Annotated in this window: 13 protein-coding genes and 1 pseudogene; 11 read left to right on the top strand and 3 right to left on the bottom strand. The window is 64.7% G+C overall.

What is annotated here, in order from left to right:
* The 9 genes and pseudogenes from BMX57_RS17995 to BMX57_RS17955 all read left to right on the top strand — a co-directional run.
* A partial coding sequence (locus BMX57_RS17995; RefSeq protein WP_143057943.1) for a nuclear transport factor 2 family protein occupies window positions 1-722 on the top strand: 722 nt, incomplete at its 5' end.
* Window positions 719-1,483, top strand: a complete 765-nt coding sequence (locus BMX57_RS17990; protein WP_092370555.1) for an SDR family NAD(P)-dependent oxidoreductase — start codon at window positions 719-721, stop codon at window positions 1,481-1,483. The genes BMX57_RS17995 and BMX57_RS17990, both read left to right, overlap by 4 nt.
* Entirely contained in the window at window positions 1,480-2,499 is a 1,020-nt protein-coding gene (locus tag BMX57_RS17985) for a LacI family DNA-binding transcriptional regulator (protein WP_092370552.1), read from the top strand. Before BMX57_RS17990 ends, BMX57_RS17985 begins: the two co-directional genes overlap by 4 nt.
* Window positions 2,496-3,509: a nuclear transport factor 2 family protein gene (locus BMX57_RS17980; protein ID WP_092370549.1), complete on the top strand. Its 1,014-nt coding sequence runs from the start codon at window positions 2,496-2,498 to the stop codon at window positions 3,507-3,509. The genes BMX57_RS17985 and BMX57_RS17980 overlap by 4 nt, the downstream gene beginning before the upstream one ends.
* Window positions 3,506-4,495 carry a nuclear transport factor 2 family protein gene (locus BMX57_RS17975; protein WP_092370546.1) on the top strand — a complete coding sequence of 330 codons (990 nt, stop codon included), beginning with the start codon at window positions 3,506-3,508 and terminating at the stop codon, window positions 4,493-4,495. Before BMX57_RS17980 ends, BMX57_RS17975 begins: the two co-directional genes overlap by 4 nt.
* A gap of 58 nt (window positions 4,496-4,553) precedes the next feature.
* The gene (locus tag BMX57_RS17970) at window positions 4,554-5,678 is read left to right on the top strand and encodes a cobalamin-independent methionine synthase II family protein (RefSeq protein WP_092370543.1); all 1,125 of its coding nucleotides are present in this window, start codon (window positions 4,554-4,556) and stop codon (window positions 5,676-5,678) included.
* Window positions 5,675-6,367: an alpha/beta fold hydrolase gene (locus BMX57_RS17965; protein ID WP_092370540.1), complete on the top strand. Its 693-nt coding sequence runs from the start codon at window positions 5,675-5,677 to the stop codon at window positions 6,365-6,367. Before BMX57_RS17970 ends, BMX57_RS17965 begins: the two co-directional genes overlap by 4 nt.
* Complete coding sequence (locus tag BMX57_RS17960) at window positions 6,367-7,062, top strand: RraA family protein (RefSeq protein ID WP_092370537.1); 696 nt, start codon at window positions 6,367-6,369, stop codon at window positions 7,060-7,062. Before BMX57_RS17965 ends, BMX57_RS17960 begins: the two co-directional genes overlap by 1 nt.
* Before the next feature lie 337 nt (window positions 7,063-7,399).
* Window positions 7,400-8,356 (top strand): annotated as a pseudogene (locus BMX57_RS17955) (site-specific integrase).
* A 152-nt stretch (window positions 8,357-8,508) separates the two neighbouring features.
* Here BMX57_RS17955 and repC read toward each other — a convergent pair.
* The 3 genes from repC to repA all read right to left on the bottom strand — a co-directional run bounded on the left by repC (window position 8,509) and on the right by repA (window position 11,971).
* The gene (gene repC / locus BMX57_RS17950) at window positions 8,509-9,636 is read right to left on the bottom strand and encodes a plasmid replication protein RepC (RefSeq protein ID WP_244892207.1); all 1,128 of its coding nucleotides are present in this window, start codon (window positions 9,634-9,636) and stop codon (window positions 8,509-8,511) included.
* A 167-nt stretch (window positions 9,637-9,803) separates the two neighbouring features.
* Window positions 9,804-10,772: a plasmid partitioning protein RepB gene (gene repB / locus BMX57_RS17945; RefSeq protein ID WP_244892206.1), complete on the bottom strand. Its 969-nt coding sequence runs from the start codon at window positions 10,770-10,772 to the stop codon at window positions 9,804-9,806.
* Window positions 10,772-11,971, bottom strand: a complete 1,200-nt coding sequence (gene repA, locus BMX57_RS17940; RefSeq protein WP_092370528.1) for a plasmid partitioning protein RepA — start codon at window positions 11,969-11,971, stop codon at window positions 10,772-10,774. Before repA ends, repB begins: the two co-directional genes overlap by 1 nt.
* Before the next feature lie 695 nt (window positions 11,972-12,666).
* On the opposite strand from repA, the gene BMX57_RS17935 reads away from it, so the two are divergent.
* Both BMX57_RS17935 and BMX57_RS17930 read left to right on the top strand, forming a co-directional pair.
* Complete coding sequence (locus BMX57_RS17935) at window positions 12,667-13,635, top strand: carbon-nitrogen hydrolase family protein (protein WP_092370525.1); 969 nt, start codon at window positions 12,667-12,669, stop codon at window positions 13,633-13,635.
* A 48-nt stretch (window positions 13,636-13,683) separates the two neighbouring features.
* The gene (locus tag BMX57_RS17930; RefSeq protein WP_092370521.1) at window positions 13,684-16,428 is read left to right on the top strand and encodes an aminotransferase class I/II-fold pyridoxal phosphate-dependent enzyme; all 2,745 of its coding nucleotides are present in this window, start codon (window positions 13,684-13,686) and stop codon (window positions 16,426-16,428) included.
* The last annotated feature ends 18 nt before the right edge of the window (window positions 16,429-16,446 follow it).

Below are 16,446 nucleotides of genomic sequence, written 5' to 3'. Positions count from 1 at the left end.
GGCACCAGATGCACCTGCGCTTCCACGAGTTCTACCGCTTCGAGGACGGGGTGATGACCGAGTTCCAGGCGCTCTGGGACATCCCCGAGGTGATGATGCAGGCCGGCGCCTGGCCGATGGCGCCCTCGCTGGGCCGTGAATGGCACGTGCCCGGTCCCGCGACGCAGGACGGGCTGGTGCCGGGTCCCTACGACGAGGCCCACGGCGCGGCCAGCTGCGCGCATGTCATCGACATGCTGGACCATCTCAAGAAGCACCCCGCCCAGGGCGGCCCCGAGGTGATGGAGATGGAGCGGTTCTGGCACCCGCGGATGAGCTGGTATGGCCCGTCGGGCATCGGCACCGGGCGCGGCATAAGCGGTTTCCGCAACTGGCACCAGATCCCCTTCCTGAACGGCATGCCCGACCGCGGACAGTTCGTCGACGAGATCACCTATCATTTCTTCGGGGACCGCGACTATGTCGGCGTCACCGGCTGGCCGGACATGATCCAGACCATCAGCCACGGCGGCTGGCTGGGGATTGCGCCGGTGAACAAGCAGGTGACCATGCGCAGTCTCGATTTCTGGCGGATCGAGAACGGCCTGATCCGCGAGAACTGGGTGATGGTCGACCTGCTCGACATGTATGACCAGATCGGCGTCGACGTGTTCGCCCGGATGCGCGAGTTCAACAAGGCGCGGCGCGGATTCGACCCCGAAACAGGAAAGGCCATCGCATGACCCTGCCCCGCACCCCGTCCTTCCGGCTCGACAGTCGGCGCGCGCTGGTTACTGGCGCGTCCTCGGGCATCGGGCTGGCCTGCGCGGCGGCGCTGGCCGAGGCCGGCGCGCATGTGGTCTGCGCGGCGCGCGGGATCGGCAAGCTGCAGGCCGCGGTGGACGAGATCGCGGCCGCAGGCGGCAGCGCCGAGGCCCTGGCGCTGGACATGGCCGATCTCGACGCGCTGGCCGCCACGCTCGAGGCGCAGCCGCCTTTCGACATCGCCCTCAACTCGGCCGGCCTGGCCCGCCACGGCCCGGCGATGGAGACGACGCCGGCGGATTATGACGCGGTGATGGCGGTCAACCTGCGCGCCGCCTATTTCCTGTCCACCGGCATCGCGCGCAAGCTGATCGACGCCGGCAAGCCCGGCTCGATCATCCACATCTCCAGCCAGATGGCGCATGTGGGCGGCATCGACCGCGCGGTCTATTGCGCCTCCAAGCACGGGCTGGAAGGGATGGTGAAGGCCATGGCGATCGAATGGGGCGCGCACCGGATCCGCGTCAACACGGTCTGCCCGACCTTCATCCGCACCGCCCTGACCAAGGACACGTTCGACAATCCCGAGCGCCGCAAGTGGATTGAGGACAAGATCAAGCTGGGCCGGGTCGGCGAGGTCGAGGACATCATGGGCGCGGTCGCCTACCTGGCCTCGGACGCCTCGGCCCTGGTCACCGGAACCTCGCTGCTGATCGACGGCGGCTGGACCGCGGATTGATGAAGGAAAAGGTGACATCCATCGATGTCGCCCGGCGCGCCGGGGTCAGCCAGTCGGCGGTCAGCCGGGTGTTCACGCCCGGCGCTTCGGCCTCGCGCAAGACCATCGAGAAGGTGCGCAAGGCCGCCGAGGAGCTGGGCTATCGCCCCAACCCGATCGCGCGCGCGATGATCACCGGCAAGAGCCGGATCATCGGGCTGGTCGTGGCCTATCTGGACAACCAGTTCTACCCGGTGGCCGTCGACCGGCTCAGCCGCGTGTTGCAAGAACGCGGCTATCACATCCTGGTCTTCATGGTCGAACAGTTCCAGGACGACATCAGCCAGATCGTTCAGGAGCTCCTGGATTACCAGGTCGAGGGCATCGTCACCGCCTCGGTGGGCATGTCCAACGACCTGACCGACCTGTGCGAGGCCGCGGGCATCCCCGTGGTCATGTTCAACCGTGCCAAGGACGACCCGCGTCTGGCCGCGGTCACCTCGGACAATGTCGCCGGCGGTCGGACGGTGGCGAATTTCCTCGTCGCCGGCGGGCATGAGCGCATCGCCCATATCGCCGGCTGGCAGGGCGCGACGACCGGGCGCGACCGGGCCATCGGGTTTGCCGAGGGGCTGAAGGATCACGGCCGCGAGGCGGTGGCGGTGATCGACGGCGAATACAACCGCGACACCGCCGCCACCGTCACCCGCGAGCTGTTCGGCCGCGCCGACCCGCCCGACGCGGTGTTTGTCGGCAACGATCACATGGCCTTCGCGGTCATGGACACGTTGCGCTTCGAACTGGGCCTGTCGGTGCCCGGCGACGTCTCGGTCGTGGGCTATGACGATGTTCCCATCGCCGGCTGGCCGGCCTATGACCTGACCACGGTGCGGCAACCTGTGAACCGCATGGTGCGCGAGACCGTCGACGCGCTGTTCTCGCGCATCGAGGGCGGCCAGGAACCGCGGCAGATCCTCATTCCCGGGCCGCTCGTGATCCGGGGCTCGGCCCGCAAACCGAAAGGATTCAGGACGTGAAAGGCTTCGACCCGAAATGGCGGGATGTCCCGCATTTCATCATCGGCATCACCAAGGAGATCTGGGAGGACCGCCGCATCGGCAGCCTGCGCCAGCTCTATGCGCCGGGCCTGATCGTGCGCTCTCCGGCCAGCGTCGTTGTCGACAACAGCAACGTGATCGCCGCGACCATGGCCACCCTGGCCGAGTTTCCCGACCGCGAGCTGCCGGGCGAGGACGTGATCTGGTGCGAGGATCCGGCGCGGACCACCGACGAGACCGACGCCTTCCTGTCCTCGCACCGGCTGATCTGCTGGGCCACCCATAGCGGGCCCGGCGTCTATGGCGCGCCCACCGGCCGGCGCCTGTGCTACCGCATCCTGGCCGATTGCGCGATCCGCTCGAACGCGGTCTATGACGAGTGGCTGGTGCGCGACCAGTCCGCCATCGTGCTGCAGATGGGTCAGGATGTGCGCGACTGGACCCGCGACCTGATCGCCCGCGAGGGGGGGCCCGAGGCCTGCGTCAAGCCGATGACCCCCGACACCGATGTCGCCGGCCCCTATGACGGGCGCGGCAATGACAGCGAATGGGGCGCGCGGCTGGCCGATATCCTGACCCGGATCATGGATGCGGACATGCAGGCGATCCCGCAGAACTATGACCGGGCGGCGAACCTGCATTACCCGGGCGGGGCGGATGTCTTTGGCCAGGCAGAGGCCGACCGGTTCTGGATGGGCCTGCGCGCCGCCTTCCCCGATGCCCGGTTCAGCATCGACCACGTGATCGGTTGCGAGGACCCGATGATGCCGCCGCGCGCCGCGCTGCGCTGGTCGCTCTGGGGTCGGCATGACGGCTGGGGCCGGTTCGGCCGGCCCACCGGCGCGCAGGTCTATGTGATGGGCATCACCCATGCCGAATTCGGGCCCTTCGGCCCTGATGGCGGGCCACAAATCCGCAACGAGTTCACGCTCATCGACGAAACCGCGATCTGGAAACAGATCCTGCTTCAGACGGGACAACACGAATGAAGGGCTTTTCGAACCGCTGGAAGGACTTTCCCGACTACATCCTGGGCATCACCAGGGAAATCTGGGAAGACCACGCCATCGCCACGCTGAACCACTATTATTCCAGCGACATCCCGGTCCGCACGCCGATGGGCTTTGCCCGCGGCAACGAACCCACAATGGCCGCGACCATGGCAACGCTGGCGGAGTTCCCCGACCGGCAGCTTCTGGGCGAGGACGTGATCTGGTCGGGCGATCCTGTGGGCGGCTACCTGTCCTCGCACCGGATCCTGACAACCGCCACCCACAGCCATGACGGCGCCTTCGGCCCGGCCACGGGGCGTCGCGTTGCCGTGCGGGTGATCGCCGATTGCGCCGCCAGGGAGGACGTGATCTTCGACGAATGGCTGGTGCGCGACTATGGCGGTATCGTCCGGCAACTGGGGATGGAGCCGCGCGCCTATGCCGCCGCGCTGATCCGCGACGAAGGCGGACCCGAACACGCCGCCCGCCCCTTCAACCCCGCGATCGACCAGCCCGGCCCCTATACCGGCACCGGCAACGAGAACGAATGGGGCCAGCGCTATGCCGACACGCTGACCCGGATCATGGAGCGCGACTTCAACCACGTGCTCACCCATTACGACCGCGCAGCCATCGCCGAGTTCCCCGGAGCGCAAACGGTGATCGGCAGCACCGGGATCAGCGAGGCCTGGCTGCGCCTGCGCTCGGCCTTCCCGTCGGCGCGGTTCCGCATCCACCACCGGATCGGCATGGATGCCGACATGATGCCGGCCCGCGCCGCGATCCGCTGGTCGCTGGACGGCACCCATGACGGCTGGGGCGCGTTCGGCCGTCCCACCGGCGCGCCGGTGCACGTGATGGGCATCAGCCATGCCGAATACGGCCCCTATGGCCCCGACGGCGTGGGCTTACGCCGCGAATACGTGCTCTATGACGAGGTTGCGATATGGAAACAGATCCTGCTGCACACCGGCGACACCTGAAACACATAGCGCGGTGGGCGGCCCCCTGCCCCACCGCGCCACGGCAAAGGACAAAACCATGACCCGGATCGTCACCACCCATGTCGGATCCCTGCCCCGCACGCAGGAAGTCGTCGATTTCATCTTCGCCCGCGAGAACGGCACCCCCTATGACGCGGACGCGTTCGACGCCGCGATGACCCGCGCGGTCTCGGACACGGTGGCCCGCCAGGTCGAAGCCGGGGTCGGCATCGTGTCGGACGGCGAGACCTCCAAGATCTCATATGCCACCTATGTCAAGGACCGCTATACCGGGTTCGATGGCGACAGCCCCCGCAACGCCCCCGCCGATCTCAAGAGATTTCCCAGCTTTCTCAAGCGCTTGGCCGATGACGGCGGTACGCCGCAATATGCCCGCCCGATGTGCGTGGGCGAGGTGCGCTCCAAGGGCCAGGGCGAGTTGCAAAAGGACATCGACAACCTGAAAGCGGCGATGGCCGCACATGGCGCCGAGCGCGGCTTCATGAACGCCGCCTCGCCCGGGGTGATCTCGCTGTTTTTGCAAAACGACTTCTACAAGACGCGCGAGGCCTATCTGACCGCGCTGGCCGACGCGATGAAGGAAGAATACCAGACCATCGTGGCCGCGGGTTTGGACCTGCAACTGGACTGTCCCGACCTGGCGCTGTCGCGGCACATGCTGTTTGCCGATCTTTCCGATGCCGAATTCGTGGCCATCGCGCAGAGCCATGTGGACGCCCTGAACCACGCGCTCGACGGGATCCCCGCGGACAAGGTCCGCATCCACATCTGCTGGGGCAATTACGAGGGGCCGCATGTCTGCGACATCCCGATGGACACCATGTTCAGCACGCTGATGGCGGCGCAGGCCCGCTATGTGCTGTTCGAGACCTCGAACCCCCGCCACGGCCATGAATGGACGGTGTTCCGCGACCGCAAGGCCGAGATTCCCGACGACAAGGTTCTGGTGCCCGGTGTGGTCGATACCACGACGAATTTCGTCGAGCATCCGCAGCTGGTCGCGCAGCATATCGAGAGGTTCGTGGACATTGTCGGCCACGACCGGGTGATCGCCGGGAGCGACTGCGGCTTCGGCACATTCGCCGGCTTCGGCGCGGTCGATCCCGATATCGCCTATGCCAAGCTGGGCGCGCTGTCCGAAGGCGCGGCGCTGGTGTCGTGACACCGCTTGTCCTGCTGCCGGGAATGATGTGCGACGGGCGCCTCTTCGCGCCGCAGGTCGCGGTGCTGGGGCAGCACCGGGCGGTCCACCTGGCGCCGATCACCGAGCATGACAGCACCGCGGCGCTGGCCCAGGCGGTACTGGACCATGCCCCGCCCCGCTTTGCGCTGGCCGGCCTGTCGATGGGCGGCATCGTGGCGATGGAGATCATGGCCCGCGCGCCTGAGCGGGTCGAGCGGCTGGCCCTGCTCGACACCAACCCGCGCGCCGAGTTGCCCGCAGTTCAGGCGGCACGCGGCCCGCAGATGGACAAGGTGCGCGCAGGCGGCCTCCGCGACGTGATGCGCGACGAGTTGAAGCCCAACTACCTGATGGACAGCCCCGACAAGCCCCGCGTCATGGATCTGTGCCTTGAGATGGCGATGGACCTGGGCGCCGACGTGTTCCTGCGCCAGTCCCGCGCCCTGCGCGACCGGCCTGACCGCTGCGAGGCCCTGCGCACAGTGCGGGTGCCGACGCTGGTGCTGATGGGCGCCGAGGACAGGCTCTGTCCGCGCGACAGGCACGAATTGATGCACGATCTGATCCCCGGGTCGACACTGAAGATCATCGACGGCGCGGCACATCTGCCGACGCTGGAGCAACCGCAGGCAACAACGGCGGCACTGGCCCGCTGGCTGGAGGAATGATGGACGACGCTCTGCTGACTCTTCTGAAATCGGTGGACACTCCCACCGTCTGCAACGCGATCGAGGTGGCCGAAGGCAAGCGCGGCTTCGACCGGTTCACCCGCGGCGCCGTTCAAAGTTCGGACCCAAGGGCCGGCGCGATCGTGGGCTATGCCCGCACCGCGCGGATCTCGGCGGTGGCGCCGCCCACCGAACCGGCGGAGGTGATCCGCGCGCGGCGGATGGATTACTACCGCTACATGGCCGAGGGTCCGCGCCCGGCCCTGGCCGTCGTCGAGGACCTGGACGGCGCCCATGCCATCGGCGCCTATTGGGGTGAGATCAACACCACGATCCACAAGGGATTCGGCCTGGCCGGCGCGCTGACCAACGGGGTGATGCGCGACCTGGGCGACCTGCCCGAGGGGTTTCCGGTGATTGCAGGGTCGATTGGCCCCAGCCACGGGTTCGTGCATGTGCGCGAGATCGACACGCCGGTCACCATCTTCGGCCTGACCGTGCATCCCGGCGACCTGATCCATGCCGACCGGCACGGCGCGCTGGCGATCCCGCCTGAACTGGTCGGTGAGTTGGGCGATGCGATCCGCAAGCTGCTGGACACGGAACTGATCGTGCTGGACGCCGCCCGCGCGCCCGGCTTCGACTTCGCCACCTTCGAAGCGGCCTGGAGCGCGTTCGAGAAGGCACGGACCTGAACGGTCGTCCGTTCGCATACTCGTATTCGACGTCAACGGCCATCACATCATCGTGGCTTGCCCTGGACAACAGACTGTCGAGGACCTCTAACGCCGCCCCGGACCGAAAGGCCACGGTATTGGGGGTTTTCAACCGTCCAGCTGTGACCCAGGCGGGCAATTTCGGTAGGATCTTTCGGTCATCGGTCGGGCTGGGCCGTTCACAGGTCATTCCACAAGATTATCCGTCTATGGCGCCTGTTGCCACAACATAGTGTGGAAACAGCCACGCTCTGCAGTAGGGCGATTTGTTCAATAAGATGACCTTATCGGACATATCCGGGATAGGCGGCGCGACATGGTCGACGCACCCGAAAATCAGCCCTTGGAGCCCGCGAAATCGGAGTCCACGATCCACTGCCCAATAGGCGGCGGCGCGGGCGAAAACGAGGTCGCCCTTCCCCGGTCTGCAACTGGCTCCGACACGTTGGAGCGGCATGTCAGAACCGCCTCGGAGAACACGCTGCGATCCTACAAGGCCGACTGGAAACATTTTTGACGCTGGTGCCGGCTGAAGAGAGCGGAGCCCCTGCCCCCGACCCCCGGACTGATCGCACTCGTCCTGACCGATCTGGCTACACCTGCTGCTCCTTCTCCGGTCCTCTCGGTCAGCACGATCGACCGGCGTCTGTCGGGCTTGGTTTGGAGTTATGCGAAGCGTGGCTATTCGCTGGACCGACAGGACCCACGCATTGCCTCGGTACTCGCCGGGATCAAGCGAAAAAACGCCCGACCGCTGGCGCGGAAACAAGCGCTCCTGCTGCTGGGCTATGCCAGCGGACTGCGCCGGTCCGAGGTCGTGCAGCTGGATGTCGGAAGGGATGACACACCGGGCGGCGGCCGCAGCAGGATCGAGATCCTCGAGGCGGGCGCGGTTCTGACGCTCAACGCCAGGACTGGCTGGCGCGAGGTCGAGATCGGCCGCGGGTCGCCCGACTGGACTTACCCGGTTCATGTGCTCGAGCAATGGCTGCACTTCGCCGGAATCGAGCCCGGCCCGGTCTTTGTGCGCACGTCCCGTGACGGAATGCGGGCGCTCGGAGTCCGGCTTTCCGACAAGCATGTGGCCCGGCTGGTCAAGCAGACCATGTTGAGATCCGGGATCCGAAGCGATCTGTCCGAGTCCGAAAGGCTCGCCCTGTTTTCGGGCCATAGCCTGCGCGCCGATCTGGCAAGGTCGGCTGAAACGCCCGGCCGGTCTCAGCATCGCCAAAGTAGGGTTCGCGTGAACTTGACAAAGGCCGCAGGTCTCTAAGTTTGCGACGGAACTCCGCCAGTCTGCAGGTGTCCACCGCGGTGGACACCGTGTTGCGAGAAGGCAGGTGATTGTTCCGAAAGGCATTGGCATTCTTCCGGCTCTCATGCGAGTGATTTTCACTGGCCCAAATCTGTCCACCGCGGTGGACGTCATGCGGCAGCGCCATTGGCCTGGGACAGTCGGGCAAGCAGCGCCGCCGGGTTGAACTCCGATGCCCGGCGTCCAAGTGTGATACTGTGGAAATACGCGGCAAAGTCTCTGATGCGATTGCCGAGTTGAAGCATGATGAAGATTGCGCAGGAAGCTTTCCGAGCACCAGCCTTATTCAATGCCCGATCAAAGCTGCTTGAATGGATGCCCATCATCGGAGCGAGGGTCCGCGCATGGTTCTCGACATCCGACCAGGTTCCGAGAGCGTTCGTCGTGAAGGATGTTGCCTCCTGGCAGATTGAGGTCAGCGCTCGTAGTTCCGGCAATTCGGCACTGTGCCCGCTATCAGAGTCTATTTGTTCTTTTTCAGACCTTGAATGGTGCCGGACAGTTTGCCCGTCATTGGCGGGCAGATTCCGTGTTTCCGGGGTGTCCACCACGGTGGACATGGCCTGGCATACCGCTTCCGTTTTGGACAGCAAGGCCCGGTACTCCGCAATCGTGAGTTTCCGTCGAAGGACCTTTCGCGCTTCGTTCGGGAACGGGTTCCGGGGGTCGACCTCCTCAAGTCGGGCAAGCCGTGTCAAGATCTGCTTGCGAAGAAAGATGCGGTCTCGTCGCGCGTTCTCCATTTCTTGCGCGGCGGCGAGCAGTTCGCTCGCGCGCTCCAGAAACGGGGTGAGGGACAGGCCATAGCTTATGCAATGCCCATCCGATGACCGCACGCGATAGCGTTTGCCATTTGGGCTGTCGTGCCGTTCCATGAAACCGAGGTCCACGAAGCGGTCGATATGCCTGCGCAGCGTCCGCTCATCGATGCCGCCGACGCGGCGGCAGATCTCGTGATTGGATGCAAACACCGTGTCGCCGTGCCCCGGCCTGAGAAAGCTGAGCATGGCCTGTAGCGTCTGGACATGGCTGGGGCGCAAGCCGAACGTGCTCCTTGCGTCCCGCAGGGCGCGGAAAATGGTCCAGATGTCGGGTTCAGGGGGCGTGGGTGTGCCAGTGGCCGAACCGTTGCCGGTGTCCATGATGGAAAGCTTTGTGAATGCCATGATTTTTGAACGAAGACCGTCCTGGCCCACAGCTTCCCAATCCCTTTCCGCAATCAACGCGAAAAAAGACAACAAAAAACAGGTCCACCGAATCGGTGACTCTTGACCGCTCTGTCGGAGATTGCTACATCACAGGTGCTAATCAGATGATGAGGGCTCTCCAGGGGAAACCTTGGGGGGCTCTTTTCTTTTTGGTCCTCGCTATTCTCCTCTGCTCGGGTTTCTCGTTATGGCCGGGGTCAGGACCCCGAGCCGCTCTCATTCCGCCATTGGTCGAAGAGCTGCCTCAGCGCGTCTTCCGCGCGCTCCTCGATCCACTGGCCGAATTCCGGGTTGTCCTTGCGGGCAAGCTTGATGGCCACCGATTTGCTGTCGCTGGACAGCGTGGCGATGGGGCGGCCGGCCTCGTCCTTGACCACGCGCGGTTGACGGCGGGTGTCTTGTCGAGCGGCGCCGCGGGCGCGGTTTGCGCAGGCCGCATATACGGCCTGGAATCGCTCCGCGCTTGGCGTGTTGTCGGGCAGGGCGGCAACGCTCTCCCGCGCAATGTCCACCAGCGGCGCCTTTTCGGCCAACCCTGCCAGATCTCCCCATTGCCGACGGCCGACGCCATGCGCCGGCCCGATAAGCCGGACAAGCTCATCGGGCAGCTGCTCGATGATGACACGGTGGTTCGACACCCCTTGCCGGGTCAGTCCCAACGCATCCTGGATCACGCCGGGCTTGTAGCCGGCTTCCTGCATCTCTTTGATAAACAGCGCTTTTTCGATGAATGACGGGTCAAGCCGGAGGTTGTTTTCCTGACCCTGGGCAATCAAAGAGGCATCGTCGTCCAGCGTGCGGACGATGGCCTTGACCGTTCCGCCGATCTTTCGGATGGCGGCAAGCCTGCGACGGCCATAGATGATGCGGTAACGGTCCGGCTGGTCCGACGGGCGGACCATGATAGGCACCTGCTGACCGTGCCTGCGAATGCTGTCGGCCAGTTCGTCGATGCTGCTGTCCTCCAGCACCAGGCGGTCGCGCAGGCCGTCCATGTCGATCCGGTCCGGCTCGATATCTCGGATCGAATTGGCGGTAATCTCACGTAGAGAATCCCGCAGCCCACCGACAGAGCCAGCGATCGACGCGGGCGCCGCCGGGGCAGGGGAGGGGGCTGCCCTCGCCCGGTCGTCCTTGGGTGGCTGGTTGAATATGTTGCGGGCCATCAGCGACGCCCCCATGCCATCTGGATCGTCTGCTCAAGCTCATCGGCAACGCTGTTCACGCTGGTCAGCGCCCGATCGATCGTCTTTCGGATAAGCTGGCCGGGATCAACCTCGTAGATCGTCTGCTGCGTCATGCCGGCATCCGAGATGGCGGTCGACTTCAGCATGGGTTCGGTCATGACCTGACCCGCGAGAATGGATCGAAGATACCCGGCCATCTGGGTTTGTGGCCCGTCGGAAGGCTCGTATCGCGTGATCAGGAACTTGACGAAATCCCAGGTGACATACCGCCCGATCGCCTCTTCGACGGCCTTGACGGTCTCCGACGCAAGCTTGAGGAACTGGCTCATCGAGGCAATGTCCAGCATGCCCGGAACGACAGTGACCAGAAGGCCCGTGGATGCAGCCAGCGCCGTCAAGGTTAGAAAGCCCAGCTGCGGCGGGCAGTCGATCAGAACCACGTCATAGTCGGCATCGACTTCCTCCAGCGCCAGGGCGAGGCGTTCCGCGAAAATCGGCTGCACCCGACGCGTGAGTGCGTTGGCCGTCTCGGTTTCGTATTCCGACAGCATCAGGCCGGCCGGAACCATGTCGAGCTTGTGAAAATAGGTCTTCTGAATGACCTCCGAGAGGGGAACCTGATCACTGTATCGCAAGGCGTCGTAGATCGTGCCGCCATCGGCGAATTCAAGCTCGGGCCGGAAGCCGAAGAAGGTGGTCAAGCTGGCCTGCGGATCAAGATCCAGCACAAGCACGCGATAGCCGCGCAAGGCATAGCGTTGCGCCAGGTGGATCGTCGCGGTCGTCTTGGACGACCCGCCCTTGAAGTTGACCACCGAGATGACCTGGAGCCGGTCGCCGTCGCGACGTCCGGGGCGATAGGCGTCGGCGTTCTTGCCGGTGCGGCCCAGGATGTCGCGCAACTCGTCGATCTCTTCGGCGGTATAGAACCTGTGACCGCGCGTGTCGGTATGAACTTCGGGAAAGCTGCCGTCCTTGTGGCGGTTGCGCAGGTTGGACGTGCTGACCCGCAACAGGCCGGCAACCTCGGTCGAGCTGAAGCGCCGCAGCGATTTGCGTTCTTCGGGTTCGAACGCGATCTTCATCTGCCGGTCCAGCGACTCGGCTAGGTTGTCCGCAAACGCTCCGATGTCGGAGGAACCTACACCTTGCACGAAGCCTGTGTTTCGATCATCCATGTACTGTCGCCTCATCCGGCCTTTGCCAAGGCTCTTGATCGTTCTGACGGTCGGAACCACGTCTGACGCAGTTTGCCGTCAGAATGGAAATGCCACGAACATCCGAGTCCGGCAAGAAGAATCTAGATGTAGTGGAATAGTTATACACAGCCTCAATCGGGCATTCCAAATGTGTGAAGCCGTAAGCTATTGAAATTAGGCTTAAATCACACGACGAGGCACCTGAAAGCGCGGCGCAGAGCGATCATGGTCCGCTTGGGCAAGTGCGTGACCGCATTGGGTTTTCTTGCGACTCCCGCCACTGTTCGCCCAATGATTCTATGCGTTTGGCGACCACTGCCTGTAAGCGACCGAGTTGATCGGCCCGCGCCAAGGGCGTGCGCAATCAAGAAGAGCGGCGGCGCAGGCGGCGTGGCCGGACGACCCGGGCCAGGCTTTCGATCGAGGGTCGGGCCTGCATCCGGTCGTGACAACCCGGGCCCGGCTGACCGGCTCTACCCGGAAACCCTCATGATCATCACTGGTTTCAATGACCTGCACAATAAAAACGCGTCCCTGCGATTCCGGCTTACCGGGGCATCCGCAAAAGGCTATGGATCACCGCCGGAGTCTCGCATAGGCTCGGCAGACGCGCATGTGGCGCGGTGGATCAACAAGCAGATGGCAGGGGCAGGCCCCGTGGAGTCCGGAACCAGATGACACCTTTCGCGATTGCCGGCGTGCAGATGCATGTCGCGGCGCTGCATTCGAATGTCGAGGCGATGCGCCACCGGATCGAGATCCTGATGGCGCGATTTCCCTGGACCCAGATGGTGCTGTTTTCCGAACTGGCACCCTTCGGCCCGCTGGACCGCTATGCCCAGCCGTTTCCCAACGAGACCATCGAGCAATTCCAGGAGGACGCGCGGCGCTTCGGCATCTGGCTGATCCCCGGCTCGATGTTCGAGAAGATGCCCGACGGGCGGATCCTGAACACCTCGGTGGTGATCGACCCGCAGGGCGAGATCGTGCGGAAATACTCCAAGATGTTCCCGTTCAGGCCCTATGAAGCGGGAATCTCGTCAGGCACCGAGTTCTGCGTCTTCGACGTGCCCGAGGTGGGCCGGTTCGGCCTGTCGATCTGCTATGACATCTGGTTCCCCGAAACCACCCGCCAGCTCACCAGCCAGGGGGTCGAGGTGCTGTTGCACCCGGTGCTGACCGGCACAACCGACCGCGATGCCGAGATCGCCATCGCGCGGGCCACCGCGGCGCAGTTCCAGTGCTACGTGTTCGACGTGAACGGGCTGGGCGCGGGCGGCACGGGGCGGTCGCTGGTGGTCGATCCCGCCGCCACGGTGCTGCACCAGTCGGCGGGGCAGGAGGACATGTTCCCCATCGAGATCGACCTGGACCTGGTGCGCCGCCAGCGCGAGGCGGGACTCAAGGGGCTGGGGCAGGTGCTCAAGAGCTTCCGTGACCGGGCCGCCGATTTCCCGGTCTATGACCGCAGCAGCGGCGCGGATGCCTATCTGCACACGCTGGGCCCGCTGGAGACCCCGAAACAGGGGTCGCGCGCGGGCGTGAACGTGGCCGACCCGCGCACGGCGCTGGAGGGCGAGCAGATCGACCATTCGATGATGCCGATCTTCCGGGCGCGTACGGGAACCGAAAACGGCCCCTGATCCCGGGGGGCCACAGGCCGGCGCCGCGCGCCGGGGGAGGACTGACCGATGGAGGCCCAATCCGCCAAGTCCAAGTTGCCGACAATCGGCGACTATTACAGCGCCACGCAATTGCGCGCCGACCGCTGGAGCGCGTTGCGCGAGACCGCCGAGTCGCTGAGCGTGCATGGCATAGAGGGCCGGCAGGGCAAGAAGCTCCTGGCCACTGCCGAGGCGCTGTTCGACGTTCTGGCCCCCATCGAGGTCTACTGGGCCTTTCCCGGCGGACAATCCTTTGAACACCTGCGGCGGATGCTGGATCAGCGCAATATCGAGGATCTGTCGATCTCGGTGCGGCGGGTGGCGCGGGCACTGACCTCGGGCGCCTATCGCCGCCGCACGATCCCGATCGGCGGCGACGACGGCGACAGCGAGGATTACGAGGACGAAACCGCGCTGGCCCCCGAGGATCGCGCGCTGGGGCGGCACTATTTCGAGGTGTTGATCGTCGACAAGGTCAACGAGCACCAGGAACGATTCCTGCGCAACAACCTGCACCGGGTGCGCCGGTCCGAGGATCCGTTCATCTATGAGCCGGTGATCGTGCCCAGCCTGGAAGATGCGCTGATGGGCATCCTGTTCAACCACAATGTTCAGGCGGTGGTGATCCGTCCCGGCCTGACGCTGAAGTCGCGCAACGCGCTGCCGCTGCTCAAGCAGTATCTCAGCCAGGTCAGCGACCAGGAGGATGTGGACGCGCTGGAACCCAGCCATTACGGCCCCGAAGCCTGTCGCCTGATCGAAAGGATCCGCCCGGAACTGGACGCCTACCTGATCACCGACCGCTCGGCCGAGGACATTGCCGGGCTGGACCTGGGCCGCTGCCGGCGCGTGTTCTACAACCAGGAGGATTTCCTGGAGCTGCACCTGAACATCCTGCGCGGGGTGGGGCGGCGCTACAAGACGCCGTTCTTCACCGCGCTCAAGGAGTATTCCAAGCAGCCCACCGGTGTCTTTCACGCCATGCCGATCAGCCGCGGTAAGTCGATCAGCCGCAGCCACTGGATCCAGGACATGGGTGCTTTCTATGGGCCCAACATCTTCCTGGCCGAGACTTCGGCCACCTCTGGCGGGCTCGACAGCCTGCTTGAGCCGCGCGGTCCGATAAAGGAAGCGCAGGACATGGCGGCGCGGGCTTTCGGCTCTAAACAGACGTTTTTCGCCACAAACGGCACCTCGACCTGCAACAAGATCGTGGTGCAAGCGCTGATCCGTCCGGGCGATATCGTGCTGGTCGACCGCGACTGTCACAAGTCGCACCACTACGGGATGGTTCTGGCCGGGGCCAATGTCGTCTACATGGACAGCTATCCGCTGCACGAGTATTCGATGTATGGCGCAGTGCCGCTGCGCGAGATCAAGCACACGCTGCTGAAGCTGAAGGCGGCCGGCAAGCTGGACCGGGTGCGCATGGTCCTGCTGACCAACTGCACCTTCGACGGGCTGATCTACAACGTGCAGCGGGTGATGGAGGAATGCCTGGCGATCAAGCGCGACCTGGTGTTCCTGTGGGACGAAGCGTGGTTCGCCTTTGCCCGCTTCGTGCCGACCTACCGCCAGCGCACCGCGATGAGCGTGGCCAACACCCTGCGCGAGAGCCTGCGCACGCCCGAGGCCGCCGCAGCCTGGGAGGCGCAGCACAAGGAGCTGGAAAAGGCCGATGACGAGACCTGGCTGAACACGCGGCTGGTGCCGCCGCCCGACGCGCGTGTGCGGGTCTATGCCACGCAATCGACCCACAAGACGCTGACCTCGCTCCGGCAAGGATCGATGATCCATGTCAACGACCAGGACTTCAAGGGCGAGGTCGAACAGGTCTTTCACGAGGCCTACATGACGCACACGTCGACCTCGCCCAATTACCAGATCATCGCCTCGCTGGACGTGGGCCGCAGGCAGGTGGAACTGGAAGGGTTCGAGTTCGTGCAACGCCAGGTGGAAAGCGCCATGGCGATCCGCCGCGCGGTGGCCACGCACCCGGTGCTGAACCGGTATTTCAAGGTGCTGACGCCGGGCATGATGATCCCCGAGGAATACCGCGAGAGCGGGATCGAGGCCTATTACGACGCCGAGCAGGGCTGGTCGGACAAGTGGGACATCTGGAGCCGCGACGAGTTCGTGCTGGACCCCACCCGCGTCACCCTGACCGTGGGCGGCACCGGCTGGGACGGGGACACGTTCAAGACCCAGATCCTGATGGACAAATACGGCATCCAGATCAACAAGACCTCGCGCAACACGGTGCTGTTCATGACCAATATCGGCACCACGCGCTCCTCGGTCGCCTATCTGATCGAGGTGCTGGTCGAGATCGCCAACGGCCTGGACGACCTGCTGGACGATGCATCCAAGATGGAGAGGCGCTCGTTCGAGAACCGGGTTTCGGCGCTGATCGAGCATGTGCCGCCGCTGCCCGATTTCAGCCGCTTCCACGATGCGTTCCGTGGCGGTCAGGACACCCCCGAGGGCGACATCCGCACCGCGTTCTTCCTGTCCTATGACGAGGAGAATTGCGACTACCTGCCGCTGGATGACGGGCTGATGAAACGGCTGGAGGACGGCGAGGAGCTGGTCTCGGCTTCGTTCATCATTCCCTATCCCCCCGGCTTTCCGATCCTGGTGCCCGGCCAGGTGGTCAGCCCCGAGATCCTGGCGTTCATGCGCGCGCTGGACGTAAGCGAGATCCACGGCTTCCGCCCCGACCTGGGCCTGCGCGTGTTCACCAAGGACGCCCTGAAATCCGTGGCGGCGTGAGACGAGACAAGGAGAGGA

It is taken from the genome of Cribrihabitans marinus, from assembly GCF_900109035.1.
Taxonomy (GTDB): domain Bacteria; phylum Pseudomonadota; class Alphaproteobacteria; order Rhodobacterales; family Rhodobacteraceae; genus Cribrihabitans; species Cribrihabitans marinus.
This window is presented reverse-complemented; position numbering and strand designations above follow the sequence as displayed.